Origin of the sequence: Aeromonas sp. 102P (genome assembly GCF_051920345.1) — a bacterium.
GTDB classification, from domain to species: domain Bacteria; phylum Pseudomonadota; class Gammaproteobacteria; order Enterobacterales; family Aeromonadaceae; genus Aeromonas; species Aeromonas veronii.
In genome coordinates, this window is the sequence record NZ_JBQBCZ010000001.1 from 1238924 (window position 1) to 1263343 (window position 24420).

28 protein-coding genes are annotated in these 24420 nt (G+C 58.9%); 18 read left to right on the forward strand and 10 right to left on the reverse strand.

From position 1 onward, the window contains the following. Positions 1-35 precede the first annotated feature (35 nt). From ACTG1K_RS05970 to deoD, 7 genes are all read left to right on the forward strand, one after another. Positions 36-809, forward strand: a complete 774-nt coding sequence (locus tag ACTG1K_RS05970; protein WP_139441881.1) for a TatD family hydrolase — start codon at positions 36-38, stop codon at positions 807-809. Between the two features lie 222 nt (positions 810-1031). Continuing rightward, on the forward strand, positions 1032-2306 hold the full coding sequence (locus ACTG1K_RS05975; RefSeq protein WP_005340466.1) for a NupC/NupG family nucleoside CNT transporter: 1275 nt from the start codon (positions 1032-1034) through the stop codon (positions 2304-2306). Between the two features lie 125 nt (positions 2307-2431). After that, on the forward strand, positions 2432-2602 hold the full coding sequence (locus tag ACTG1K_RS05980; RefSeq protein ID WP_005340467.1) for a XapX domain-containing protein: 171 nt from the start codon (positions 2432-2434) through the stop codon (positions 2600-2602). A gap of 424 nt (positions 2603-3026) precedes the next feature. Then, the gene (deoC, locus tag ACTG1K_RS05985) at positions 3027-3800 is read left to right on the forward strand and encodes a deoxyribose-phosphate aldolase (protein ID WP_005340468.1); all 774 of its coding nucleotides are present in this window, start codon (positions 3027-3029) and stop codon (positions 3798-3800) included. Between the two features lie 109 nt (positions 3801-3909). Continuing rightward, positions 3910-5241, forward strand: a complete 1332-nt coding sequence (gene deoA, locus ACTG1K_RS05990; protein WP_042030712.1) for a thymidine phosphorylase — start codon at positions 3910-3912, stop codon at positions 5239-5241. 14 nt (positions 5242-5255) lie between these two features. Continuing rightward, complete coding sequence (locus ACTG1K_RS05995) at positions 5256-6464, forward strand: phosphopentomutase (protein WP_440004944.1); 1209 nt, start codon at positions 5256-5258, stop codon at positions 6462-6464. A 76-nt stretch (positions 6465-6540) separates the two neighbouring features. Next, on the forward strand, positions 6541-7257 hold the full coding sequence (deoD, locus tag ACTG1K_RS06000; RefSeq protein WP_440004945.1) for a purine-nucleoside phosphorylase: 717 nt from the start codon (positions 6541-6543) through the stop codon (positions 7255-7257). Positions 7258-7324: 67 nt separating this feature from the next. Here deoD and ACTG1K_RS06005 read toward each other — a convergent pair whose 3' ends face one another. After that, on the reverse strand, positions 7325-7945 hold the full coding sequence (locus tag ACTG1K_RS06005; protein ID WP_440004946.1) for a YtjB family periplasmic protein: 621 nt from the start codon (positions 7943-7945) through the stop codon (positions 7325-7327). 121 nt (positions 7946-8066) lie between these two features. On the opposite strand from ACTG1K_RS06005, the gene serB reads away from it, so the two are divergent. After that, entirely contained in the window at positions 8067-9077 is a 1011-nt protein-coding gene (serB, locus tag ACTG1K_RS06010) for a phosphoserine phosphatase SerB (protein WP_270656967.1), read from the forward strand. A 28-nt stretch (positions 9078-9105) separates the two neighbouring features. Further along, positions 9106-10011: an alpha/beta hydrolase family protein gene (locus tag ACTG1K_RS06015; protein ID WP_110304068.1), complete on the forward strand. Its 906-nt coding sequence runs from the start codon at positions 9106-9108 to the stop codon at positions 10009-10011. Positions 10012-10065: 54 nt separating this feature from the next. Here ACTG1K_RS06015 and ACTG1K_RS06020 read toward each other — a convergent pair whose 3' ends face one another. Continuing rightward, positions 10066-12444 (reverse strand): PilZ domain-containing protein, encoded by a 2379-nt coding sequence (locus ACTG1K_RS06020; protein ID WP_058056750.1) that lies wholly within the window; start codon positions 12442-12444, stop codon positions 10066-10068. A gap of 100 nt (positions 12445-12544) precedes the next feature. Here ACTG1K_RS06020 and radA point away from each other — a divergent pair, with 100 nt between their 5' ends. Continuing rightward, positions 12545-13912: a DNA repair protein RadA gene (radA, locus tag ACTG1K_RS06025; RefSeq protein ID WP_005340481.1), complete on the forward strand. Its 1368-nt coding sequence runs from the start codon at positions 12545-12547 to the stop codon at positions 13910-13912. Between the two features lie 81 nt (positions 13913-13993). Here the strand turns inward: radA and ACTG1K_RS06030 are convergent, their stop codons facing one another. Both ACTG1K_RS06030 and ACTG1K_RS06035 read right to left on the reverse strand, forming a co-directional pair. Then, entirely contained in the window at positions 13994-14374 is a 381-nt protein-coding gene (locus ACTG1K_RS06030) for a PilZ domain-containing protein (RefSeq protein WP_005340482.1), read from the reverse strand. A 100-nt stretch (positions 14375-14474) separates the two neighbouring features. Beyond that, positions 14475-14957: an Rsd/AlgQ family anti-sigma factor gene (locus ACTG1K_RS06035; protein WP_005348975.1), complete on the reverse strand. Its 483-nt coding sequence runs from the start codon at positions 14955-14957 to the stop codon at positions 14475-14477. A gap of 337 nt (positions 14958-15294) precedes the next feature. Here ACTG1K_RS06035 and hupA point away from each other — a divergent pair, with 337 nt between their 5' ends. Further along, positions 15295-15567, forward strand: coding sequence for a nucleoid-associated protein HU-alpha (gene hupA / locus ACTG1K_RS06040; RefSeq protein ID WP_005340484.1), 273 nt, complete (start codon positions 15295-15297; stop codon positions 15565-15567). A gap of 127 nt (positions 15568-15694) precedes the next feature. Here hupA and ACTG1K_RS06045 read toward each other — a convergent pair whose 3' ends face one another. The 3 genes from ACTG1K_RS06045 to ACTG1K_RS06055 form a co-directional block, all read right to left on the reverse strand. Next, positions 15695-16138, reverse strand: coding sequence for a PACE efflux transporter (locus tag ACTG1K_RS06045; protein ID WP_440004947.1), 444 nt, complete (start codon positions 16136-16138; stop codon positions 15695-15697). A 164-nt stretch (positions 16139-16302) separates the two neighbouring features. Next, a complete protein-coding gene (locus tag ACTG1K_RS06050) occupies positions 16303-17160 on the reverse strand; it encodes a hypothetical protein (protein ID WP_440004948.1) in 858 nt (285 codons plus the stop codon). A gap of 111 nt (positions 17161-17271) precedes the next feature. Continuing rightward, positions 17272-18495 (reverse strand): Nramp family divalent metal transporter, encoded by a 1224-nt coding sequence (locus tag ACTG1K_RS06055; protein ID WP_440004949.1) that lies wholly within the window; start codon positions 18493-18495, stop codon positions 17272-17274. Positions 18496-18732: 237 nt separating this feature from the next. Here ACTG1K_RS06055 and rpsF point away from each other — a divergent pair, with 237 nt between their 5' ends. The 4 genes from rpsF (at position 18733) to ACTG1K_RS06075 (ending at position 20721) form a co-directional block, all read left to right on the forward strand. Further along, positions 18733-19119 (forward strand): 30S ribosomal protein S6, encoded by a 387-nt coding sequence (gene rpsF, locus ACTG1K_RS06060; protein ID WP_005308887.1) that lies wholly within the window; start codon positions 18733-18735, stop codon positions 19117-19119. A 30-nt stretch (positions 19120-19149) separates the two neighbouring features. Then, positions 19150-19380, forward strand: a complete 231-nt coding sequence (rpsR, locus tag ACTG1K_RS06065; RefSeq protein WP_005308890.1) for a 30S ribosomal protein S18 — start codon at positions 19150-19152, stop codon at positions 19378-19380. 52 nt (positions 19381-19432) lie between these two features. Next, entirely contained in the window at positions 19433-19879 is a 447-nt protein-coding gene (gene rplI, locus ACTG1K_RS06070) for a 50S ribosomal protein L9 (protein WP_005340490.1), read from the forward strand. Between the two features lie 101 nt (positions 19880-19980). Continuing rightward, on the forward strand, positions 19981-20721 hold the full coding sequence (locus ACTG1K_RS06075) for a ferredoxin--NADP reductase (protein WP_110304072.1): 741 nt from the start codon (positions 19981-19983) through the stop codon (positions 20719-20721). A gap of 49 nt (positions 20722-20770) precedes the next feature. Here the strand turns inward: ACTG1K_RS06075 and ACTG1K_RS06080 are convergent, their stop codons facing one another. Then, a complete protein-coding gene (locus ACTG1K_RS06080) occupies positions 20771-21121 on the reverse strand; it encodes a hypothetical protein (RefSeq protein ID WP_162507950.1) in 351 nt (116 codons plus the stop codon). Between the two features lie 19 nt (positions 21122-21140). Next, a complete protein-coding gene (locus ACTG1K_RS06085; RefSeq protein ID WP_110304073.1) occupies positions 21141-21437 on the reverse strand; it encodes a hypothetical protein in 297 nt (98 codons plus the stop codon). Positions 21438-21693: 256 nt separating this feature from the next. Between ACTG1K_RS06085 and ACTG1K_RS06090 the strand changes: the two genes are divergently transcribed. Further along, a complete protein-coding gene (locus ACTG1K_RS06090; protein WP_110304074.1) occupies positions 21694-22704 on the forward strand; it encodes a Preprotein translocase subunit SecY in 1011 nt (336 codons plus the stop codon). A 53-nt stretch (positions 22705-22757) separates the two neighbouring features. On the opposite strand, the gene ACTG1K_RS06095 is transcribed toward ACTG1K_RS06090, so the two are convergent. Continuing rightward, a complete protein-coding gene (locus ACTG1K_RS06095) occupies positions 22758-22925 on the reverse strand; it encodes a hypothetical protein (RefSeq protein WP_005308905.1) in 168 nt (55 codons plus the stop codon). Positions 22926-22981: 56 nt separating this feature from the next. Here ACTG1K_RS06095 and ACTG1K_RS06100 point away from each other — a divergent pair, with 56 nt between their 5' ends. Then, the gene (locus ACTG1K_RS06100; protein ID WP_362786321.1) at positions 22982-23959 is read left to right on the forward strand and encodes an NADP-dependent oxidoreductase; all 978 of its coding nucleotides are present in this window, start codon (positions 22982-22984) and stop codon (positions 23957-23959) included. Then, a complete protein-coding gene (locus ACTG1K_RS06105; protein ID WP_440004950.1) occupies positions 23956-24393 on the forward strand; it encodes a YqaA family protein in 438 nt (145 codons plus the stop codon). The genes ACTG1K_RS06100 and ACTG1K_RS06105 overlap by 4 nt, the downstream gene beginning before the upstream one ends. Positions 24394-24420 lie beyond the last annotated feature (27 nt).

Genomic DNA, 24420 nt, shown 5'->3' on the forward strand with positions numbered 1-24420 from the left:
TGACCCATTAAATACCGCAAACAGGTGTGAGTGATATGCAGCTGATAGATACCCATTGCCATCTCGACTTTCCGGTGTTCGACCAGGACAGGGAGGCACTGCTGGCCCGTTGTCGGGCATTGGGGGTGACGGAGTATATCATTCCTGCCATCGCAGAGGATAACTGGACTCGTGTGATGGCACTGGCAGATCAGCATGACGGCCTCTTTTATGGTCTGGGCATTCATCCTTGGTATGCAGGTGAACAGCGGGAGGGGGTGATGGAGCGGTTGCGAACGCTGGTAATGAGCCAGCCTGCCGGGCTGGTGGCCATAGGCGAGTGTGGGCTGGACCTGCGCTCTCACGTGCCGCAGGAGGGGCAGCTTGCGCTGTTTGAGGCTCAGATCCGGCTGGCTGCAGAGGCCGGGCTCCCCCTGATGATCCACTCGGTGCGTGCCAATGACACTGTGGCCAAGCTGTTGCGCCGCTTCAAGCCGCCTCGTGGCGGGGTGATCCATGCTTTCAGCGGTTCGTTGCAGCAGGCGGAGGCCTTCTGGCAACTGGGCTTTCGACTCGGGGTGGGCGGGGTTATCAGTTTTGAACGGGCGAACAAGACGCGAGAGGTATTTCGGGCCATGCCGCTCGAGGCTCTGGTGCTGGAAACCGATTCGCCCGATATGCCGTTGCAAGGCGCACAAGGCACCCGGAATACCCCGGAAGCGCTGCCGAAAATAGCGGAAATATTGATGACCTTGCGGGATGAACCATCGGCAGATGTTGCCGAGGTGTTATTTGAAACTGCCCGGCATATTTTCCATCACGACCAATAGCCATGAAACAAATTCGCAACACCTGATTTAGTTGTCAGGAAAAAAAATGAGCGTAAAAATCGTTTGCTGTCTAATTTTGTGACACTTGGACATTTTGATAACGATAAAATGTGACCAGCATTCTATTTTATCGGACTTTAATTAGTATAATGCGCTCCCCTTGATTAGTTGGGTTTAATAACAACTCGCTAACAAGTCAGGTGCTACTAGAGGAAGATAATAATGAATTTGTTCATGGGTCTGGTAGGGATGGCGACGCTCGTCCTTATCGCGGTGCTGTTCTCCAGCAATCGCAAGGCAATCAACGTCCGTACCGTTGTCGGTGCGTTCGCAATTCAAGCCGGTCTGGGGGCATTTGTTCTCTATGTTCCGGTTGGTCGCGATATCCTGGTCGGCGTGTCCGACGCGGTATCCAGCGTGATCAGCTACGGCCAGAACGGGATCGACTTCCTGTTTGGCGGTCTGGTCAGCAACAAGATGTTTGAAGTGTTCGGTGGCGGCGGCTTTGTCTTTGCCTTCCGTGTTCTGCCGGTCATCATCTTCTTCTCTTCCCTGATTGCAGTGCTCTATTACCTGGGCATCATGCAGATGGTCATCAAGTTGCTGGGCGGCGGTCTGCAGAAAGTATTGGGTACTTCCCGCACCGAATCCCTCTCTGCAACTGCCAACATCTTCGTCGGTCAGACCGAAGCGCCGCTGGTGGTTCGTCCTTACATCGCCAAGATGACTGACTCCGAGCTGTTCGCCGTCATGTGTGGTGGTCTGGCTTCCGTTGCCGGTTCCGTACTGGCCGGTTACGCCTCCATGGGCGTGAAGATGGAGTACCTGATTGCTGCCTCCTTCATGGCTGCACCGGGTGGTCTGCTGTTCGCCAAGCTGCTGGTTCCCGAGACCGAGACCCCGAACTACGACGAGAGCTCTGCCGATGCCGAGCTGGATGACAAGCCTGCCAACGTCATTGACGCTGCTGCTGCTGGCGCTTCTGCCGGTATGCAACTGGCCCTGAACGTCGGCGCCATGCTGCTGGCCTTCATCGGTCTGATCGCCATGATCAACGGCATCTTCTCCGGTGTGGGTGGCTGGTTCGGTTATCCGCAACTCTCTCTGGAACTGCTGCTGGGCTGGATCTTCTCCCCGCTGGCCTTCCTGATCGGTGTGCCCTGGAATGAAGCAGTGGTTGCTGGTTCCTTCATCGGTCAGAAGCTGGTAGTGAACGAGTTCGTGGCTTACCTGAACTTCGCTCCGTACCTGAAAGACGAAGTGCTGATCAACGGTGTGGCCATGTCCGATCACACCAAGGCGATCATCTCCTTCGCGCTGTGTGGTTTTGCCAACCTATCCTCTGTTGCCATCCTGCTGGGTGGTCTGGGGTCCATGGCGCCGAACCGCCGCGGCACCATTGCACGCTTTGGTCTGAAAGCCGTACTGGCTGGCTCTCTGTCCAACCTGATGTCTGCCACTATCGCAGGCTTCTTCCTGGCACTGTCCGGCATGTAATCGCCGCCTGACTGACAGGGTATAAACACGAACGCCACGGCATCTGCCGTGGCGTTCGCGTATGGAGCGGTGACAACCGTTTTCCTATCTAAACTAATAATAAAATGAGTCAAATCGGAGGTTATATGAATGAAGTGCTACTGGCGATGGTGGCCGGCTTTATAGTTGGTTTGTTGTTTTCTTTCCTCAAATTGCCGATCCCGGCGCCTCCCGTTTTGTCCGGGGTAATGGGGATCGTCGGGGTCTATCTGGGGGGATTGGCCTATTCCTGGATCCTGACCCGTTTCTTTTCGTAAGGCTTTTTTAGACCTGGATTTGCCAGATGTGAGGTACCTCTGAAATTGGCAAATCCGGCTTGCAAACAGGGGGTATCTCGGCTGAAATAGGCGTTGCCAGCAGGGTGCTGGCAATGACTAATACTCGATGAAATCGGGTGTTGGCGGTCAAATGGAATTGATTGGGAAGTCAGGTCAGATGTTGTCGGCCTTTCTCAAGTCTTCATGGAACCAAGTCCGCACTTTTGTAAGAAAGTGACAGGGCTCTTGCCTTATTTACAGTCGCAGTGCCTGCAGGGTGTTTTGAATAGCATCCCGATAGTGCCGGTGCCTTCGCACTGTAATTCCATTCCCGTATAGCTGGGGATTACTGCCTGTGCATCCATCGCTGGATGGTATGGTGGTGCCCGGTTATCTGGATTAAATCGAGACTTTGGAGAACAGAATGACTGATCTGAAAGTGGCCGCTCAGCGCGCCCTGAACCTGATGGACCTGACCACCCTGAACGATGACGACACCGATCAGAAGGTGATCGACCTGTGCCATAAGGCCAAGTCACCGGCTGGCCTGACCGCCGCTGTCTGCATCTACCCCCGTTTTATCCCTATCGCTCGCAAAACCCTGCGTGAGATCGGCGCAGCCGACGTACGCATTGCGACCGTGACCAACTTCCCGCACGGCAACGACGACATCGAGATCGCCGTGGCCGAGACCCGTGCCGCTGTCGCCTACGGTGCTGACGAAGTGGACGTGGTGTTCCCGTATCGCGCCTTCATGGCTGGCAATGAACAGATCGGTTTTGATCTGGTCAAAGCCTGTAAAGAGGCCTGCGGTGCCAACGTGCTGCTGAAAGTGATCATCGAGACCGGCGAGCTGAAAGAAGAGGCGCTGATCCGTCGCGCTTCCGAAATCTGTATCGATGCCGGTGCCGACTTCATCAAGACCTCCACCGGCAAGGTGCCGGTCAATGCGACCCCGGAAGCGGCACGCATCATGATGGAAGTGATCAAGGCCAAGAATCCGAAAGTCGGCTTCAAGCCAGCTGGTGGCGTGAAAGATGCCGCCGTTGCCGGTCAGTACCTGGCCATGGCCGAAGAGATCCTCGGCAACGACTGGGTATCCGCCCGTACCTTCCGCTTTGGTGCATCCAGCCTGCTGGCCAGTCTGCTGGCCACTCTGGGGCATGGCGACAAGCCGGCCAACACCAGCGGTTACTAATAGGTTGATGAGAGGGCGGACGGCTGTCCGCCCTATTAGCCCCCACCATGCGGTGTGTGGGCAAGGATTCAGGCTTGTGTAACGCCAGCAATGGCGGAGGGAATGAAAGATGTTTTTGCCTCAAGAAATTATTCGCAAGAAGCGCAACGGTGAAGCGCTCAGTACCCAAGAAATTCAATTCTTCGTTCAGGGCATTACCAACAACACCATCGGTGAGGGGCAGATTGCCGCCCTGGCGATGGCGGTCTACTTCAAAGACATGACCATGGATGAGCGGGTTGCCCTGACCTGCGCCATGCGCGACTCCGGCATGGTATTGACCTGGGATCACCTCAATCTGGGTGGCCCGATTGTCGACAAGCACTCCACCGGTGGTGTGGGTGATGTTGTCTCCCTGATGCTTGGCCCGATGGTCGCAGCCTGCGGCGGTTTCGTGCCGATGATCTCCGGCCGTGGTCTGGGCCACACCGGCGGCACCCTCGACAAACTGGACGCCATTCCCGGCTACCAGACCTCGGTCGACAACGACCGCTTCCTGAAAGTGGTGAAAGAGGCGGGTGTCGCCATCATCGGCCAGACCGGCGATCTCGCCCCGGCTGACAAGCGTATCTATGCAGTACGGGACATCACCGCCACCGTCGAATCTGTCGCGATGATCACCGGCTCCATCCTCTCCAAGAAGCTCGCCTCCGGGCTGGAAGCGCTGGTGATGGATGTGAAAGTGGGCTCCGGCGCCTTTATGCCGACCTTCGAAGCGTCCGAAGAGCTGGCCAAGAGCATTGTGGCCGTGGCCAACGGTGCCGGTTGCCGCACCTCTGCGCTCTTGACCGATATGAACCAGGTGCTGGCCTCCAGCGCCGGTAACGCGGTGGAAGTGCGTGAAGCGGTGCGCTACCTGACCGGTGAATACCGCAACCCGCGGATCCACGAAGTGACCATGGCGCTGTGCGCCGAGATGCTTATCTCTGCAGGCTTGGCCAGCGACGAGCGCGATGCCCGCACCAAGCTGCAGGCGGTGCTGGATAACGGCAAGGCGGCCGAGATCTTCGGTCGCATGGTGACTGGTCTCGGTGGCCCGGCCGATTTTATGGAGCGTTACGACGCTTACCTGCCCAAGGCCGCCATCGTACGCCCGGTCTTCGCGGCCAACAGCGGTTTTGTGACCGCCATGGATACCCGCGAGCTGGGTCTGGCCGTGGTGGCGATGGGCGGTGGTCGCCGCGCTGCCGGTGACAAACTTGATTATGCGGTCGGTCTGACCGACTTTATCCGCCTGGGTCAAAGTGTTGATGCTGACAAGCCGATCGCGATGATCCACGCTCAGACTGAAGAGCAATATGCTCAGGCTGCCAGCATGGTGCAGGCGGCTGTCCGGATTGGTGGCGAGCGGCCGGAGGCACTGCCTGAAGTGTACCGCCGTATCACCCTGGCCGATTTGTAACAAGGGGAAGACCCATGAAACGTACCTTTATTCTGATGATGGACTCTTTCGGTATTGGCGCAGCTGCCGACGCCGACAAGTTCGGAGATGTGGGCGCCAACACCCTTGGCCATATCGCCAAGGCGTGTGCGGCAGGTGAAATTGAAGGCCGTGGTGCCCTCAATCTGCCCAACCTCAACATGCTGGGTCTGGGCCACGCCTGCGAGCAGGCCTCCGGCTACTTCCCGGAAGGGCTGAAGAAAGATATCGAGGTGGTCGGTGCCTACGGCTTTGCTCAGGAGCTCTCCTCCGGCAAGGACACCCCGTCCGGTCACTGGGAGATCGCCGGTGTGCCCGTGCTGTTCGAGTGGGGCTACTTCAAGGATCACCACAACAGCTTCCCGCAGGAGCTGCTGGACGCCATCGTCGAGAAGGCCGGTCTGCCGGGCTATCTGGGCAACTGCCACGCTTCCGGTACCCAGGTGCTGGACGATCTGGGCGAAGAGCACATGAAGACCGGCAAGCCGATCCTCTACACCTCTGCCGACTCCGTATTCCAGATTGCCTGCCACGAAGAGACCTACGGCCTCGAGAAGCTCTATGAGCTGTGCCACATCGTGCGCGAGCTGCTGGAGCCCTACAACATCGGCCGCGTGATTGCGCGTCCGTTCGTAGGTACTGGCAAGGGCAACTTCAAGCGCACCGGCAACCGTCACGACTACTCAGTGCTGCCGCCGGCGCCGACCGTGCTGGATTACATGAAAGATGCGGGCGGTCAGGTGGTCTCCATCGGCAAGATTGCCGACATCTATGCCCAGCAGGGCATCACCAAGCAGGTGAAAGGGACCGGTCTGACCGAGTTGTGGGATCGCACGCTGGAAGAGGTGAAAGCGGCCGGTGACAACACCATCGTCTTCACCAACTTCGTCGACTTCGACTCCTCCTACGGCCACCGCCGTGACGTTGCCGGTTATGCCGGTGCGCTGGAGTATTTCGATTCCCGCCTGCCGGAGCTGTTTGAGCTGCTGCAAGATGGCGACGTGGTGGTGCTGACTGCCGACCACGGCTGCGACCCGACCTGGGGTGGTACCGACCACACCCGCGAATACATTCCGGTGCTGTTCTTCGGCAAGCCGGTCAAGGCCGGCTCCGTTGGTCGTCGCGAGACCTTTGCCGATATCGGCCAGAGCATCGCGGCTTACCACGGCCTGCCGAAACTGGCGTACGGTACCAGCTTCCTGTAATTTACCCGCCCGCCACTTCGGCGGCGGGCAATTTATAAAACAATAAAACTCAACCTAGTGTGAAGGAATCAAGAGAATGGCAACTCCTCATATCAATGCGAAAGATGGCGCCTTTGCTGATACCGTGCTGATGCCGGGCGACCCCCTGCGCGCCAAGTACATCGCTGAAACTTTCCTGGAGAACGTCGAGCAGATCTGCGACGTGCGCAACATGTTCGGCTTTACCGGTACCTACAAGGGCCGTCGTATCTCCGTCATGGGTCACGGCATGGGTATCCCGTCCTGCTCCATCTACGCAAAAGAGCTGATCACCGATTACGGTGTGAAGACCCTGATCCGTGTGGGCTCCTGTGGCGCCGTGCGTGAAGACGTGAAACTGCGTGACGTGGTGATCGGTATGGGTGCCTGCACCGACTCCAAAGTAAACCGTCTGCGCTTCAAGGATCACGACTTCGCTGCCATCGCCGACTTCGACCTGGTTGCCAACGCTGTACAGGCCGCCAAGAACAAGGGCGTTGCCGTGCGTGTGGGTAACATCTTCTCCGCCGACCTGTTCTACACCCCGGACCCCTCCATGTTCGACGTCATGGAAAAATACGGCATCCTGGGTGTCGAGATGGAAGCCGCCGGTATCTACGGCGTGGCCGCAGAGTACGGTGCCAAGGCGCTGACCATCTGCACCGTCTCCGACCATATCCGTACCGGTGAGCAGACCACCTCTGAAGAGCGTCAGCTGACCTTCAACGACATGATCGAAATCGCACTGGATTCCATCCTGCTGGGCGACAAGTAATTCCCTTGCGAATAAGAAACGGCGGCCTTCTGGCCGCCGTTTTTGTATCTGCTCTCTGGTTGCGCCATCAATTTTCCGGAGGTGGCGCGGGGGGCGTACTCTTTTTCTTGTGCTTGCGCACCCGCATGTAGTTGCGGCGTACGCCGTAGGAGATGAGCACCCCGGCCAGCAGGGCGACCAGCAGCATCAGGCGCTGTTTCTCCTGCACCACTTTGAGCCGGGTGTCCTTGTCTGCCAGCATCTGCTGTTCTTCCAGGGTGATGCGCAGGAAGCCGATGGTCTGCTCGCCATCTCGGATCTCCTGTACGAACTGGATCCGCCCCTTTCCCTGCTCCGGCAGTGACTTGTTATCGCTGCCGATGGGCAGCAGGCTCTCCAGCGGCACCGCCTGCTCAGACTGGGCGAGGGGAATGCCGCGTCCGTCGTAGAGGGTGGCATCGAGGATCTCCGGCTCCGCCGCCAGATCCCGCGCCAGCCGCTCCAGCTCGCTGCTATTCTCCTCCTTGATCCAGCGTTTCATGTCTCGGGCGGCATAGGCGACCAGCGCCTGCGCCCGGTTGCGCGCTTCGCTGTGCAGCGAGGCTTGGCTTTCACCTTGCATATGGATAAGCACACCGAGCACCCAGCATCCGAGCAGGATACCGGCACCCAGGCTGAGAACACGTTTGATGGGAAGATGACGCTGCAAGCGCGAGACCTCATGGTAACAAGGAGTGGCGGGATCTTGGCGCTTGCCTGTACAAAAAGCAATACGCTACTCTGGGCCAGCATTGTTAACCCCCCTGATCACCAAGGAAGGCGTATCCCTTATGTTGTTGTCCCGGCTCCCCCCTCTGTTATCCGATTGGCCCGCGTTGTTGTCCGGCTCACCCTGTTGGCAGCTCCACGCAGATGCGTTGCAACCGACAGAGACTCCGCAGGCTGGCGGCTGGTTGGTGCTGTTTGGCAAGGGGCTGGGCGCCTCCCATCTGGCGCGTCTGTCGCCACTGTTGGCTGCGCAGGAGTTGGCGGCCACCCTCTATCCTCCCACCGAGGTGGCAGGCGTGCCGTTGCTGCTGCTTGGCTGCGATCGCTTCTCTTCCGAGTTGGTGGCCGAGCTCAAGAGCGGTGAGTGGGAGATCGATCTCTGCCATCTGCCCGCGCTACCGACCCTGAACGAGCCCGGCCTGCTGGTGATGGACATGGACTCCACCGCGATCCGCATCGAGTGTATAGACGAGATTGCCCGCCTTGCCGGGGTTGGCGATCAGGTGGCGGCAGTGACGGCCGCGGCGATGCAGGGCAAGCTGGAGTTTTCCGACAGCCTGCGTAATCGGGTGGCCCTGCTGGCAGGGGCGCCGGTCACCATTCTCGACGAGGTGGCCGCCAACATGCCGTGGATGCCCGGCTTGCAACTGATGGTCGATACCCTCAAACAGGCGGGGTGGCGTGTTGCCATCGCCTCCGGCGGTTTTACCCGTTTTGCTGGCCAGTTGCAGCGCGATCTGGGGCTCGACGCCATCTTCGCCAACGAGCTGGCGGTGGAAGGGGAGCAACTGAGCGGCAAGGTGAGCGGGCGCATTGTTGATGCCAGCGTCAAGGCCGAGGTGTTGCAGCAGCTTGCTCAGGAGTACGGCATTGCTGCCGACCAGACCGTGGCCATCGGCGATGGAGCCAACGATCTCAAGATGATGGGGGTGGCGGGTCTTGGCATCGCCATTCACGCCAAACCGCTGGTGCGGGCGCAGGCGGCGGCCACCCTCAATCATCACGATCTGGAGGGGGTGATCTGCCTGCTGGCGGCGCGGGCCTGCAGCGAGCAACGCTGGGACAAGCGCTAACAGTGTTTCAAGGAGGAAACCAATAAAAATGGAATTGTTGCAGCAGTCTCTGTTTATCCCCTGTGGTGGCCATCAATTGCATGTTCGCCATATCAAACCCCGGGTCGCCGTGCATGGCGAGCCGATCCTGATGGTGCACGGCGCCATCGAGAACGGCCGGATCTTCTACACCGAATCGGGCAAGGGGTTGGCCTGCTTTCTGGCCCGCCACGGCTATCAGGTCTATGTGGCTGATTTGCGGGGGCGGGGGCTCAGCACTCCTGCCATCGCCGAGCAGGCGGAGCACGGTCAGCATGAGCTGATCACCGAGGATCTGCCCGCCCTGCAGCGCTGGATTGCCGAGCGCCATCATGGCTTCAAGGTGCACTGGGTGGCTCACTCCTGGGGGGGGGTCATCATGGCCTCGACCCTGGTGCGCTTCCCCGAGCTGGCGGAGCAGGTGGCTAGTCTGCTGTTTTTTGGCACCAAGCGCGGCGTGTCGGTGCACAATCCCGAGCGTTGGCTGAAGGTGGATCTGATCTGGAATCGGCTGGCCCCCTGGCTGGCCCGCCGCCGTGGTTTTCTGGCGGCTCGCACTCTGAAGATCGGTGCTGACGACGAGCCGCTGCGCTATCTGCAGGAGACTATCCCCTGGGTCAAGTGCGGCCCCTGGCAGGATCCTCACGACGGTTTTGCCTATGACGAGGCGGCGGCACGGGTCAACTGGCCACCGCTCTGGATGATTTCGGCCAAAGCGGACAAGGTGCTGGGTCACCCGACCGATGTGCGCCGCTTCAGCGACGAGATGGGTTCGGCCACACGTCACACCCGATTGGGGCGGGACAACGGCAACCGCCTCGATTATGACCACATCAATATGCTGACCGCTCCGCAGGCGCAGGAGGATCACTTTCCCCAGATCCTCGACTGGCTGCTCAACCCGCAGGCGGCATGACAAAAAACAGGGCGCCTCGAGCGCCCTGTTTCAATTCTGTCTGTTTCCGGATCATCAGTTCAGCGGCGGCGTGATGCCAAAGCGGAACAGGGTGGCCTGGGTGGTATCGGTCAGTTCTCCTACCCCCACCACGCTCCACAGCTCCTCTTCCAGCTTGCGCGCCTTGTGGATGGCGAACTTGGCGATGTAGTCCAACTCGTTGGCGATGAAGTTGGTGTCGGGCCGTCCGGTACGGGAGATGCCGACCAGCACCGAGTAGAACTCCCCCTGTTGCTGTGCTAGCTCGATGAACTGACGCTTCTCTTTGACGTTGGCAAAGCTGCTGGCCAGTCGGCTGCTGAAGATGGGCAGGCCGGCCTTGGTCTGGATGCTGGCGATATAGACCTCGTCCTCTCTCGGTTTGTCCTCCCGCTCGATGGCGCGCAGCGGGTTCATCAGCAGCTCCTTGAGCAGCTCCCCCTGGAACAGCGGATAGAGGTTCTCCTGCTCCGGCAGCTCGGCACAGGCTTGCAGCAACCGCTGCAGACTGCGCGGTTGCAGGGATTTGCCGATGGAGGCCGGTTTGGGGGCGCCTTTCAGCTTGTTGACGTAGACCGGTGAGTTGAACAGGTGGTGGGTATAGATGTTGCGCAGTGCCCGCGCCAGCCCACGATAGCGACGCTGCTCCTGCGCCGCCTTGAGCTTGTTCTGGTTGCTCTCGATCAGCAGGCTGAAGAACTGGCGGCCGGTATGGCGATCCGAATCCCCTTCGATGCAGAGGTGCAGCACGGTGCGGGTCATGTTGAGGCTGACCAGCCGGTAGGAGAGGCGCTGCAGATCCATGCTCTTGGAAAGCTCCTGCAAGCGGGGCAGGGCGATGGTCACCACATCGTTCTTCTCGCCGATAAAGGCATCTTCCAGCTCGATTTGCAGGCCGTGAGTCGAGATGTCGCGGGTCCAGCCGATCCAGGATTTGCCGTTGTGATGGATGGCGACCGCGGTCTTGTGGATGTAGCGCGACTCCTTGCGCAGCTGAACATAGTGCAGGGTCTCGATCTCGAAGGGGGCAACTCCCTGTTCGTGACCAAAGCGTTGCAGCTCGTTGGCGTTGTTGCTGACCCCCTCCTGATGGAACTCTTCCCGCTGGGACTCCAGGCCGATCTCCTGCAGCAGGCCGCAATAGCCGATCTGCTTGAGCCGCTCGAGCAGCAGGATGTCTTGTAACTGCGGGTTGTCCTGCCCCTGCAGTTGCCCCACATCCGCCTCGATCAGATCGCACGCCTCCAGCGTGAACTTGTAGACTCGCCAGCTGGGGCGGCGGGAGCCTACCTGGAAGAAGAGGGCGGTGAGGCCACTCTGACGCAGCTCCTCGGCGGTGGCGGAGAAGAAGTAGATGTGGCTGCGCACCGTGTGGGTAAAGCAGTAGATGATGGTCTCGGTGGTGGTGCCGGGGGCCGGGCAGAGCCGTTTCATCCGTTCTGCGCTGAAAAGTCCCGCGAGGGCATCGCGGTTTTTCTCATCGCGCCAATACTCCAGCAGGTGCTGGTTGTTTTCCGTACGCAGGGCTATCTCGAGATTGGGGCTGTCGCCGGTGCCGAAGAAGAGCGGCATGCCGGTCATCCGTGGCAGATAGAACTGCTCATACCCCTTGATGATGGCGGCGGAGAGCAGATAGTCGACACTGACCCGATAGCGGATCTTGTTGGCATCGATAAAGTCGCTGAGGAAGGCATCAAAGGCTGGCTGTTCGCCGGAGCGCACCAGCCGCAGCCAGTATTTCCCCTCTTTGCTCTCTTCGCCAAGGATCTGATAGCCGACCGGCTGGTGCAGCACCGGATTGGGGGTGTCCCGCTCCAGTCCGGTAAAGAAGACCTCCACTTGGGCGCCGGTGTGATAATTCGGCAGATAGGGAACCGAGACCCGCATGCCACCCAGCGAGAGATCGGAACTCTTGGCGAACAGCTTCTCACCATCCTGAAACTTGATCAGCACCGGCGAGCTGAAGTGCATCCGCTCCTGACGGCGGCCGTAGTAACTGGCAAAGGCAATGGTGTTGACATCATATTGCCGGAAGGGGCTGGCCGGCGGCGACAGCTGACCATCCACGCGGGCGTTGTGGTGCTGTTTTTGCCACTGTTGCAGCGCCTCGTAGACACCGAGGGTATAGATATCGCGGTAGAGATAGCACTGGGACTGGAAAAGGGCTATCGCATCGGCGGGCATGAAGTGAGTGATGCCGTCGAACTCATGCACCAGGCACTCATCCTCCAGCTCATCGCGCATGTCGATGACCCTGCGGCAGGGGGAGCACTTGCGCTTGAGCTCCATCTTGATCAGAAAACGGCTGTTGCTGTTTTCCTCCTGGGTCATGCGGTTGAAGATCTCCTCGAAATCTTTCTCCCGCAGCAAGGGGACGAGTTGTTCAATCAGATGTTGCTGGTGTTCTGAATCCATTTGTTCCTGCCACGGAAAGTCACTTTTCCGATTCTGGGTTTGATCTGTCGGTCGCAAACAAGTATATCAAGCAGGAATTCATCCTGTCCCCGAGTTATCAATGGCCAAAAATAAAACTGCTTATGTTTGTTCCGAATGTGGTGCCGACTTCACACGCTGGCAAGGTCAATGCAGCGAGTGCAAGGAGTGGAATACCATCACCGAGGTGCGCCTCGGTTCGGTGAGCCCCGCTGGCAAGAGTGCCCGTTACACCGGTTATGCCGGCGCGGTCGGCAGTCAGGTACAGACACTGGCAGAGATCGCCACCACCGAAATTCCCCGTTTTACCTCAGGTTTCAAGGAGCTGGATCGGGTGCTTGGTGGCGGTGTGGTGCCAGGCTCGGCCATTCTGATTGGCGGCAACCCGGGGGCGGGCAAGTCGACCTTGCTGCTGCAGACCATGTGTGGTCTCGCAGAGCGGATGAAAACACTCTATGTCACCGGCGAGGAGTCGCTGCAGCAGGTGGCGATGCGGGCCAACCGCCTTGGGCTGCCCACCGACAAGCTGCGGATGCTCTCCGAGACCAGCGTCGAGCAGATCTGCCTGATTGCTCAGCAGGAGCAGCCGCAGATCATGGTGATTGACTCCATTCAGGTGATGCATGTGGCGGATGTGCAATCGTCCCCAGGTTCTGTCTCTCAGGTGCGTGAAGCTGCGGCGCTGCTGACCCGCTACGCCAAACAGAATCATGTGGCCATCTTCATGGTGGGTCATGTGACCAAGGATGGCAGTCTGGCGGGCCCCAAGGTGCTGGAGCACTGCATCGACTGCTCTGTGCTGCTTGATGGTGGCCATGACTCCCGTTTTCGGACTCTGCGTTCCCACAAGAACCGCTTCGGTGCGGTCAACGAGCTGGGGGTCTTTGCCATGACCGAACAGGGGATGCGCGAGGTGAGCAACCCCTCCGCCATCTTCCTCAGCCGGGGGCAGGAGCAGGCGCCCGGTTCCATCGTCATGGTTATCTGGGAGGGTACCCGACCGCTGCTGGTGGAGTTGCAGGCGCTGGTGGACTACTCCCAGCTCTCCAACCCGCGCAGGGTGGCGGTGGGGATGGATCACAACCGGCTCGCTATGTTGCTGGCGGTGCTGCACCGTCACGGTGGGTTGCAGATGGCGGATCAGGATGTCTTCATCAACGTGGTCGGCGGGGTCAAGGTCGAGGAGACCAGTGCGGACTTGGCGCTGCTGCTGGCGATGGTCTCCAGCTTCCGGGACCAGGCGCTGCCCAAGGATCTGGTGGTGTTCGGCGAAGTGGGCCTTTCCGGTGAAATTCGCCCTGTGCCGTCCGGCCAGGAGCGGTTGCAGGAGGCGGCCAAACACGGTTTTCGTCGTGCCATCGTGCCGCACGCCAATGCCCCCAAGCATCCCATCGAAGGGATGGAAGTGGTGCCGGTCAAGAAGCTGTCTGAGGCACTCGAGGCGCTGTAATCCCTCAGCATTGCAATCGATACAACAGCACAACGGAAAAAGAGCGCCTCGGCGCTCTTTTTTATGGGCTGGAACCTGCCATCAGGGCTGGCTATGTTCCAGATGTTCGCTCAGCAGTTGTTCCAGCTCGCGGTGGAGCAGCTCTTCGTCGCCGACGTTGAGCTCGATCATCCGCTTGAGGTGGGTGGCACTGTCGATATCGATGTGGTGGCAGTAGAAACCCAATTTCTTGCTGGCTTCGTGGGTCAGCTCGACCTGCATTTTGATCTCGATATCGCTACCGCTCAGGATAAAGCTGAGCTGGTACTCCTTGTTGTCACGGCTCTCCCAGTCGTCGGGGCGGATCAGCAGGGCTCCCTGCAAGGAGACGTCGACAAGCTGGGTCTGCCACTTCTGTTCCCCCTGGGTGAGTTCTGCCATGGTCAAGTAGAGGATCCGTGCAAAACGGCGGCGCTCAGACATGCTCATCTCCTGTATGCAATAAGTGTGGACGCTAGGGTCATTGCTCTGAGTGTAATCCACCTTGGTTGCCAGTATCTTGAACTTGCTCCGAAAATGGCATTCAGGCTTGCTGGGTACTCAAGGATTCCACCACATGAAGCGCCTTGACCAGGCGGTCCTCCTGTTTGAACCGCTCTTCCAGAACCGGGCCCAACTCGTTGAGATCATCATCCAGTAGCAGCAATTGGGCCTCGTCGGCATCACTGTATTTGTCGTTGAACTCGAGGGCGAATTCAGTGCTGTTACGAATATGGGGATAGATGCGCTTGGCCAGCTCCAGAGTTTCGCCGCTGGCTTGCTCGAAGGCGGTGACGACGTGGTGGTAGATCTCGAAATGGCCTGCACTGACATAGTCGACCAGGCGGTCGCAAAACTGATGCAGCTCTTCTGTTTTGGGCAGGCTGCGTTGCTTGGTCCGCGCCGGAGTGAGGCCTGCCAGCTGCATGTATCCAACCAGCAACGCTTGCCTTGCATCCAGCCAGTCGTCGATAGCCTTATGCTTGCCTGCCAGCGCCTGCTTGGTCTGTTCCAGTTTCGTCAACATAATCCCTATCCCTCCGTGGGGCAAAGGCTGGCCGATTGTTCGGTATTCCGAGCCGTTTGAGCAGTGACACAACCTATAACTAGGGAAAATCTGGGCAAGCGTCAATAGCCATGGGGGGATAATGTTAAGTGGCGAAGAAATAGTCAGCAGATCGTGTCTGCGTGCTAGCAGGTTTCAGGCCTGCTCACGGTTTTTCGCGTGTGGAATGTGACTATTTCCGCAGATCTTGATGAAAACCCCAGCGTTTGACGCGTTCGGCTCGATAAAGGCTTTGCCTGTGAGTTTTTTTTTGCATAGAGTGACCCAGCGCTAAATGCCCGATCATAAAGGAAATGTTATGAACAAAGCTCAACTTGTCGATGCGATTGCCGCCAAAGCAGATCTGAGCAAAGCTCAGGCCAAAGTGGCTCTGGAAGAGATCATCAATGGTATTACCCAGAGCTTGAAAGAAGGCGATGCTGTGCAACTGGTCGGTTTTGGCACCTTCAAGGTCACCCACCGCGCAGGCCGCACCGGTCGTAACCCGCAAACTGGTAAAGAGATCCAGATTGCTGCTGCCAACGTGCCTTCATTCGTGGCTGGCAAGGCTCTGAAAGACGCCGTCAAGTAAGTCCGAAAGTCTGTTTTGTCCAATGCCAGTCAGCTCGCTGACTGGCATTGTTTTTATGGAATTCTCCCATCCTTCCTATTAGTCCTTCCTGACTTTTCCTTCTGTCGGCCTCGTTGCGGCTGAGGCCTTATGCCGTCTGCGGGTTGGATGGCAGCGGCCAGATCCGCTCATAGGCCCAGGTAAAGACCATGATGTAGGCGAGGTAGAAGGCAACGAAGCCGAGATCCAGCATCAGGGCGTCCCACACTCCCAGATCGAGCCAGAACATGACGCAGGGGAGGGAGAGCATCATGAAGCTCGCCTCATAGCCAAATGCGTGCAGGAAGCGGTCCAGTGGTCGCTTGTTGGTACGCCCGCACAGTTTGAGCAACCCCTTGTCGAACAACAGATTCCAGCCGTAGGTCCAGGCAGTGGCGACGATGGAGAAGAAGATGGCCAGCGAACCGACCTCGGCGACGCCCTGACCGAACAGCAGGCTGATCAGCGGTGCTACCAGTGACAGCCCGATGCCTTCGTAGAGAACCAGATAACGAAGTCGATCCGGGGTGGTGCGTAGTTGGGTACTACTCATGGGTGATGTGCCTCCTGTGGGAGGCGCATTCTAATCAGGGTATGGTTAAAAGAGAAGCATCGGCCCGTCATGACTGACGTTGAGGGGCATGATTATGCCCCCTCATTTGCGATACTTCTCTATTGCCAATTTGGGCGTTAGCCCTGAGTAGTCAAGTCTGCGACTCAGGCGCCGGTTGGGATGACCCGGGTCAGCATGGCAAAGCCCTCTTCCACTTGAGTAAGCTCTATCTTGACTTCTCCCAACTCGGCGAGCGAGGCAACATGGGTGCCGCCACAGGGGATGGTGACCTCCTGGCCTTCCAGCATGCAGTGCCAGTAACGGGAATCGATGATCGCCTCGCCAGCGCGGCTGCGGCGGATCTCGCCCCCAGCTGCAATCCAGTCGGCCAGCTGCCGGTTGACCTTCTCTTCAATCACCGCCAAGTCTGCCAGCAGCGCCTCGCTGTTGACCCCCTTCTTGCGCAGGCTCTTGCCGATGCGGTACTGCTCCCGCGAACCGCAAGGCTCGACTCTTGAACTCTGAATGGCGAGACGGTCAAAATCGGGTTGACCCAGTACATCGAGCTCGCTCGCCTCTTTACGCCAGTAAGGGGTGAGAGTCCGGTTGAGGGCGAGCGCTGCCAGATGGCAGCCGCTGTGGCCCAGACTCAGGGCGTGGCGTGCCGCGCTATCGACCTGTAACTCGACCAGACTACCGACAGGCAAGCTGTGCTCGCCCGCCAAGGGGTGTACCACCACGAACCTCCACCCCTCAGCCCCTCGTTTTACCGGAATATCGGTGTCGACGAACAGCTCGCCATCCGGGCTGATGGCCCCCATCCGGCAAGGGCCGATGGCAGCGTCGCCACCTTCCCAGCGTGCATGGCCCACATCCCCCGGCTGATCGGGCCAGAGATGGCTTTGGGGATGAAAGGGGGTGAGGTCGGTGACCAGCAGCGTGGTGTCACCGGGCTGGCAGCAGACCACGCAGGCCTGCTCCTGATGATGGCCCAGTACGAAGCTGGCTCGGGTGTGTTCCATGGCAAGGCTCCCGCAACGATAAATGAGAAGAGAAAGCGGCAGCATACGCCAAAGTGCGAAGAGGCTCATTAACCAGAGTTAATGAGCCTCTCTTCTCGGTTTTACGGTTCGCTAGATCATGGCGACCAACAGATAGGCATTGAGCCCGATCACCAGCGCAACGATAAGGCGGCCGACGGCTTGTGTGACGGGATGGTTGCGATGTTGCCCCATCAGCTCCCGATCGCCGGTCAGCATCAACAGCGGGATCAGGGCCAGCGCGATGCCAAAGCTCAGGATCACCTGACTCAACACCAGAATTTCGGTGGTGTTGAGCCCCATAGCGATTACCACGAAGGCGGGAGCCATGGTGATGGCGCGACGCAGCCAGACCGGGATGGTAAAGCGGACAAAGCCCTGCATCACCACTTGCCCGGCCAGGGTCCCTACCACGGTAGAGCTGATGCCAGATGCGACCAGCGAGAGGCCAAACAGGGTGGCTGCTGCCTGACCCAGCAGCGGAGTGAGGGTCTGGTAGGCGGATTCCAGCTCCGCTACCTGCTGGTGGCCCGAGCTGTGGAACGCAGCGGCCGCCATCGCCATCATCGCCAGATTGACGAAGCCGGCGATGGTCATGGCAATCGCCACATCGACCCGAGTGGTGTGCAGCCGCTGGCTGACTGAACCCTGATCCTGCGTGTGCTGGGTCAGTGCCGAGTGCAGGTAGATAACGTGGGGCATCACGGTGGCACCGAGTACACCGGCGGCCAGATAGACGGCATCGCTGTTGGGCAGACCGGGGAAGAGGGCGCCCTCCAGCAGGCTGGGCAGATGGGGGCGGGAGAAGATCAGCTCGACGATGTAGGCCGCCGCGACAAACAGCAGCAGGCCACCGACCACGAACTCCAGCGGTTTCTGGCCGCGGGATTGCAGCATCAGGATCCCCCAGGTTACCACGGCGGTGATGCAGGCCCCTTGAAGCAAGGTCACGCCAAGCAGCAGCTTGAAGCCGACTGCGGCGCCGATAAATTCGGCGAGATCGGTGGCCATGGCGATGATCTCTGCCTGTACCCAGTAGGCCCAGACCGCGGGTTTTGGCAGTCGGTCGCGGATGTGCTCCGCCAGATTCTTGCCGGTGACGATACCGAGTTTGGCCGAGAGGGTTTGCACCACCATGGCCATCAGGTTGGCCCATACCACTACCCAGAGCAACTGGTAACCAAAGGTAGAGCCCGCCTGAATATTGGTGGCGAAGTTGCCCGGGTCGATATAGCCGATGGCGGCGATAAAGGCAGGCCCGAGCAGGGTCAGTTTGAATTTGCGGGCTGGAATCGTAGTCGTCAGTGCGGGTTGCATGGCATCACCCTCCATAAGGATATGGAGAGAGAATAGATCTAAATGATAATTGTTATCAATTGTTGTTTCTGATGATTTCCATCGGGAAAAACATTTAAGGCAGTCAGTTGCAGTGAGGGATGTGATTTCGTACAATACGCCGCCCTAGAAAAGCAGCGACTAAACACCTTTATGTTCCTTGCCTCCGAGGTCTGGCTGCACCTGGGCGGAGGCTGAATTAATCCGTAAGGAGCTAAAATGCGTCATTACGAAATCGTCTTCATGGTTCATCCGGACCAGAGCGAGCAAGTTCCCGGCATGATCGAGCGTTACACCGGCGCCATCACCACCTCCGGTGGTACCATTCATCGCCTGGAAGATTGGGGCCGCCGTCAGCTGGCTTACCCGATCGACAAACTGCACAAAGCCCACTACGTTCTGATGAACGTAGAAGCAGAGCAAGCCGTTATCGATGAGCTGGAAACCAACTTCCGCTTCAACGATGCCGTTATCCGCAACATGATCATGCGCACCAAGCACGCCGTGACTGAAGTTTCTCCGATGGCCAAGGCCAAAGAAGAGCGCTTCACCCGTCGTGACGACGAGCGCCGCGAAGAAGCTACTGAAGCTGCTTCCGAAGAGTAATTCTGGATCACTGACTAGAGGATAAAGGCCATGGCACGTTATTTCCGTCGTCGTAAGTTCTGCCGCTTCACCGCCGAGAACGTTACCGAGATCGACTACAAAGATATCGTTACTCTGAAAAACTACATCACTGAATCTGGCAAGATCGTACCGAGCCGTATCACCGGTACCCGCGCCAAGTATCAGCGTCAGCTGGCACGCGCCATCAAGCGTGCTCGTTACCTGGCTCTGCTGCCGTACACCGATCTGCACAACAAGTAAGAATCGGCCCGGCACTTAAGCCTAACTCAACGAAATTTATAGAGGAAAGGTAATGCAAGTTATCCTGCTCGACAAAATCGCCAAACTGGGCGGTCTGGGTGACCAAGTTTCCGTGAAATCTGGTTATGCCCGTAACTACCTGATCCCGCAAGGCAAAGCTGTTATGGCCACCAAGGCCAACATCGAAGCTTTCGGTGCTCGTCGCGCTGAGCTGGAAGCCAAACTGGCTGCCAACAAAGCTGCTGCTGAAGAGCGTGCTGCCAAGCTGGCCGAACTGGCTACCGTGGTTATCGCTTCCAAGTCTGGCGACGAAGGTAAGCTGTTCGGTTCCATCGGTACCCGTGACGTGGCTGAAGCCATCACTGCTGCCGGCGTAGCCGTTGCCAAGAGCGAAGTCCGCATGGGCAACGTTCTGCGTAACACCGGTGACTACGAAGTTGCTGTTCAGCTGCACGCTGACGTTAAAGCAACCGTACAGATCCAGGTTGTTGCCCTGTAATAGCGATTCGCTTTTGCAGAGAAAACCCGCGCTTTTGCGCGGGTTTTTTATTTTCCGGCCCGGGGGTAGAGTGAAGGTCTGTTCCACTGGAGGAGATCTTTATGGCTTGGGTAGAAGGTCGCGTCATCGAACGCATCGAATGGACACCCACTCTGTTCTCCCTGCGGGTAGCGGCCGAGCTGGCTCCCTACAAGGCAGGCCAATTCACCAAGCTGGCCCTCGAGCAGGGCGATCGCCGCATTCAGCGCGCCTACTCCTTCGTCAATCCCCCCTCTGCGCCATACCACGAGTTCTATCTGGTCGAGATCCCGAGCGGTGAGCTGACTCCCTCGCTCGGCTCGCTGCAAGCAGGCGATATCCTGCTGGTGCAATCCCAGGCCACCGGCTTTCTGACGCTGGATGAGGTGGCTGCCGGGCGCGATCTCTGGCTGCTCTCGACCGGCACTGCCATCGGCCCCTTCCTCTCCATGTTGGCCGAGGGTGAGGCCTTCAACCGTTTCGAGAATTTGGTGTTGGTGCACGGGGTGCGCAAAGGCGAAGAGCTGAGCTATCAGGGTTTGATTGCCAGCTTTGCCGAGCAATATGGCGCGCGCTTCCGCTATGTCCCCTTTGTCAGCCGCGAGCCTTGGCCCGATGCAATGGCAGGGCGGATCCCGGCGGCGATTGCCAATGGTCAGCTGCAGGCTAGAGTGGGGTTGGAGTTCTCACCCGAGCTGAGTCAAGTGCTGATCTGCGGCAATCCGGAGATGGTGAAAGAGACCCAGCAGACCTTGCTGGCACTGGGGTTGGCCAAGAATCTGCGCCGGGCGCCGGGCAATATCAGTGCGGAGAATTATTGGTAAAACAATCAGTACAGGGGCGCCAAGCCCCTGTTGCATCAGGAGAGGGCGTTCAGTTCTTCTTGCCGTTGCCCTTGTTTTTATCCTTCTGTTTGTCGTGACCTTGCCCGGGGTTATTGCCGCTGTGGATACTGCGGTTGTAGTGATCCCGGTACTTGCCATCCATCTTGTCGCAGTTGAGTTTGATCCGGCTGTCGCCAATGCCAAGATCCAGGCAGTTGTCCTGCCACCAGTCGTACTCTTTGTCATCCCAGTCGAGATTGATCTTGATGTCATCACCGGAGATCTTGATGCCATCGCTATTTTTGCTTGGCGGTGCCGCAACCGCGATGCCGTGCGCCATGAGCAGGGAGAGCAGCAGGGCGCCACGCTGGATAACGGGGTTGTGTTTGGCTTGGGTCATCGCCAGGGTACTCCTGTCGTTATTGGCCACTCTGCGCGTTGGCAGGGAGCTGGTTGGTTTGCGGCGGCTGGTTGCGGTTCTCTTCATCTTCCAGATTGAATTTGACTGCCCTGCAGTCGGCCGGGGCGGTTTCGCCGACCCCCAAGTCGAGGCAGTCGTTCTGGGTCCAGCCGAACTGCTTGTCATCCCAGTCCAGATTGAATTTAAGCTCATCGACGGAGAATTCGGAGCCACTGCTCTCTTGATATTGCTGGGTCGCTGCGGCGCTGCCGGTAACCAGAAGAAGGGAGAGTAGCAAAGTGGTCTTACTGTTCATGATGGCCTCGGATAATTGCAACGGCGGATGAGTATACGTCTGCGGGCTGAACCCGGGCGGAATCGCATATCATCTCGCCACACGATGAAGTCAGGAGGGGGATTGTAGCGCTTTTCTGCTGCCAATTTGTCCGTTTTGGTCGCACTCTGGGCAGCTGGTTGCCAATCTGAAGGAATTCAGTCATTTGCCCTTCTCTGGGCGAGTCTGGCGACTATAATCGGCAGCCAACTTTTCCTGCACAGCACACCCCTTCATCATGACCACACAGGACTCCTCTACATTGCGCTACCCCAAGGGGTGGTTTGCTCTGACGACGGTATACAGTTTCACCGGGTTGGCCATTCTGGCTTCCATTATCTTCTCCCTGCTGCTGTTCCTCTCCATCGATGACAACCCGCTGATGAAGTGGCTGTTTGGCGGGCTGGCCATCATTTTCGAACTGGGCAAGTTTTACGTCTGGTACGAGTACGGCGAGCGCAAGGCGCGGCGGGATTTGAGTGGTGCTTTCTGGTCGCTGCTGTTTTACAGCGTGCTGGCGGCCATCTCCATCGGCGGCAGTATTGGTGGCATCAACAGCGCCACCAACACGGTACTGAGCCAGCAGGCGCGCCACGAACGGGAACTGGCCCGTTTCGACGAGCAGATCGCCAGCATCGAGCGGCAGATCCAGCTCAACGAGGAGGCGGCCCGCAAATATATCGAGCTGGAGCGCATCTCCAGTGGCGTCTCCTCGTTGCAGCACGCCAACACCAAGCTGCGCTTGCAGCAGGATGAGCTGCGTCAGCAGCGCGATGCCAAGCCGGTCAACGAACAATCCTCCATGTTGGGGCTGATGAGCAGTCTGGCGGACGGGGTGGGGATGAGCATCAGTCAGGTGCAGTTCCTGCTGGTCTGCTTCCTCTCGGTGCTGCTCGACGTGTTCGGCGCCTTCTTCGTTAGCCTGATCGGCGAGGAGAACCGCTTTCGCCGGATGTGGCGCTGGCAGCAGGATCAAGCTCGCAGAGAGGCGCAGGAGGCGTTAGCGATGGCAGCCCAGCCAGAGCCCATCATGCCCCCCGAGCCCGCCCCCGAAGTGCTGGCACAGGTGCGCGGTGCGCTGGTGAGCGGTGAGCTCAAGTGCAGCAAGCGCTCGGTGGCACAGGCGTTGTCACTCTCGCTGGAGGAGGTGGATCGGGTGTTCCATCATCTGCTGTCGCAAGGGGTGCTGGGGCAGGGGAGCAATCGCCACTACTACCTCAATCCGGCGCTGGAGCAGCAACCCGGATAGTGAGAAGGCCACCGGAACTCGGTGGCCTTTTTCGTTATCGAGTGGCTTGGCACTCAGTGAGTCAGCACCATCATCAGGCTGAGGAAGGCGGCCAGTCCGCCACCGATGCCGATGATCCAGTAAAACCCCTTGGCCCCCTGTTTGAGCGGGATGCGGAAGTAGAGCAGAAATGCCCACCACCCCAGTGCCAGCAACAGAGGAATAAGAAACATTCGAGCCATGGTGTCCTCGCTGTTATTCTGTTGACCCTTGATCAATCAACAGGATGGATTGTGCTATGACGCAACTACAGATTACCGCATTCGGTGACCCCTCGGTACTCAGGCTCAACCCTTCCCTCGATAAGGTGCCAGCCGATGGCGAAGTGCGGGTGCGCATCAGCTTTGCGGGGGTCAATCCCATCGATGCCAAAACCCGCGCCGGTCTTGGCTGGGCGGCGGCCCAGAACAAGGACAAGCTGCCCTGGACGCCGGGTTATGACATCTCCGGCGTGGTGGAGAAGGTTGGCCCCGGTGTGACCTCGCTGGTCGAGGGGGATTTGGTGTGCGGCATGGTCGGCTTTCCCCTCGCTGCCGGTGGCTACGGGGAGTCTGTGGTGGCAAGCGAAGGCGAGCTGGTCAAGCTCGACGGAGTGAGCCTGCAGCAGGGTGCGGCGCTGCCACTGGCCGGTCTCACCGCTTGGCAGGGGCTGCTTGAGCACGGCGCCCTCCAGAGCGGTCAGCGGGTATTGATCCTCGCCGGTGCCGGTGGTGTCGGCCATCTTGCGGTGCAGTTTGCCAGCGCCTATGGCGCCGAGGTGGTGGCTACCGCCAGCCCCGACAACCATGGCTTCCTGCACGCACTGGGGGCGCGCTGGATGGTGGATTACCATGATGCGAACTGGCCAGCACAGGTGGTGGCAGAGGCCGGTCAGGTCGATCTGGTGCTGGATCTGGTGGGCGGCGAAAGCGGCAAGGCGGCGCTGGCCTGTGTCAAACCGGGTGGCCGCCTGGTGACTGTGCCTACCATTACCGCCCAGCAGATCAAGGATGCGGGTGCTGCGGCGGGTATCGAGGTGGTCGGCATGCTGGTTCACCCTGACCAGAAGCAGCTGGGTCAGATGCTGATGCTGCTGCGTCAGGGGGAGGTGAAGGTCACCCTCGCCGGTGAGTTCGCTCTGGCTGAGGGGGCGCTGGCCCATCAGGCTATCGAAGGGGGCCATGTGCGCGGCAAGCTGCTGCTGCGGATGCCTGCGGCCGACGGCTATCCCGGATGAGCGAGATGATGGAGATGGGGCTGGGGTGGCTCTTTTTAAGCGCCTTTACCTCCGCCACCCTGCTGCCCGGCAGCTCCGAAGTGCTGCTGGGGGCCATGGCGGCCAAGGGGGAGTGGAGCATGGCGAGCCTGCTGCTGTGGGCGACGCTGGGCAATATCCTCGGATCCATGACCACCTGGTGGCTCGGCTGGCTCGCCACCTTCAAGAAAAAACCGGAAGATTTTCAAGGCCGTGGGGAACAAAAAGCCTTAGGCTGGCTCAAACAACATGGTCACTGGTGTCTGCTGCTTGCCTGGACGCCGGTGGTCGGTGATGGTCTCTGTCTGTTGGCCGGTTGGCTGCGCCTCTCCTTCTGGCGCTCTCTCATTCTGATCGGGCTCGGCAAATTGTTCCGTTATGCCCTGGTTTTTCTGCTGGCCAGTCACATTTTCTAGCCTGTTTTTGTCACTCACGAGGTTACC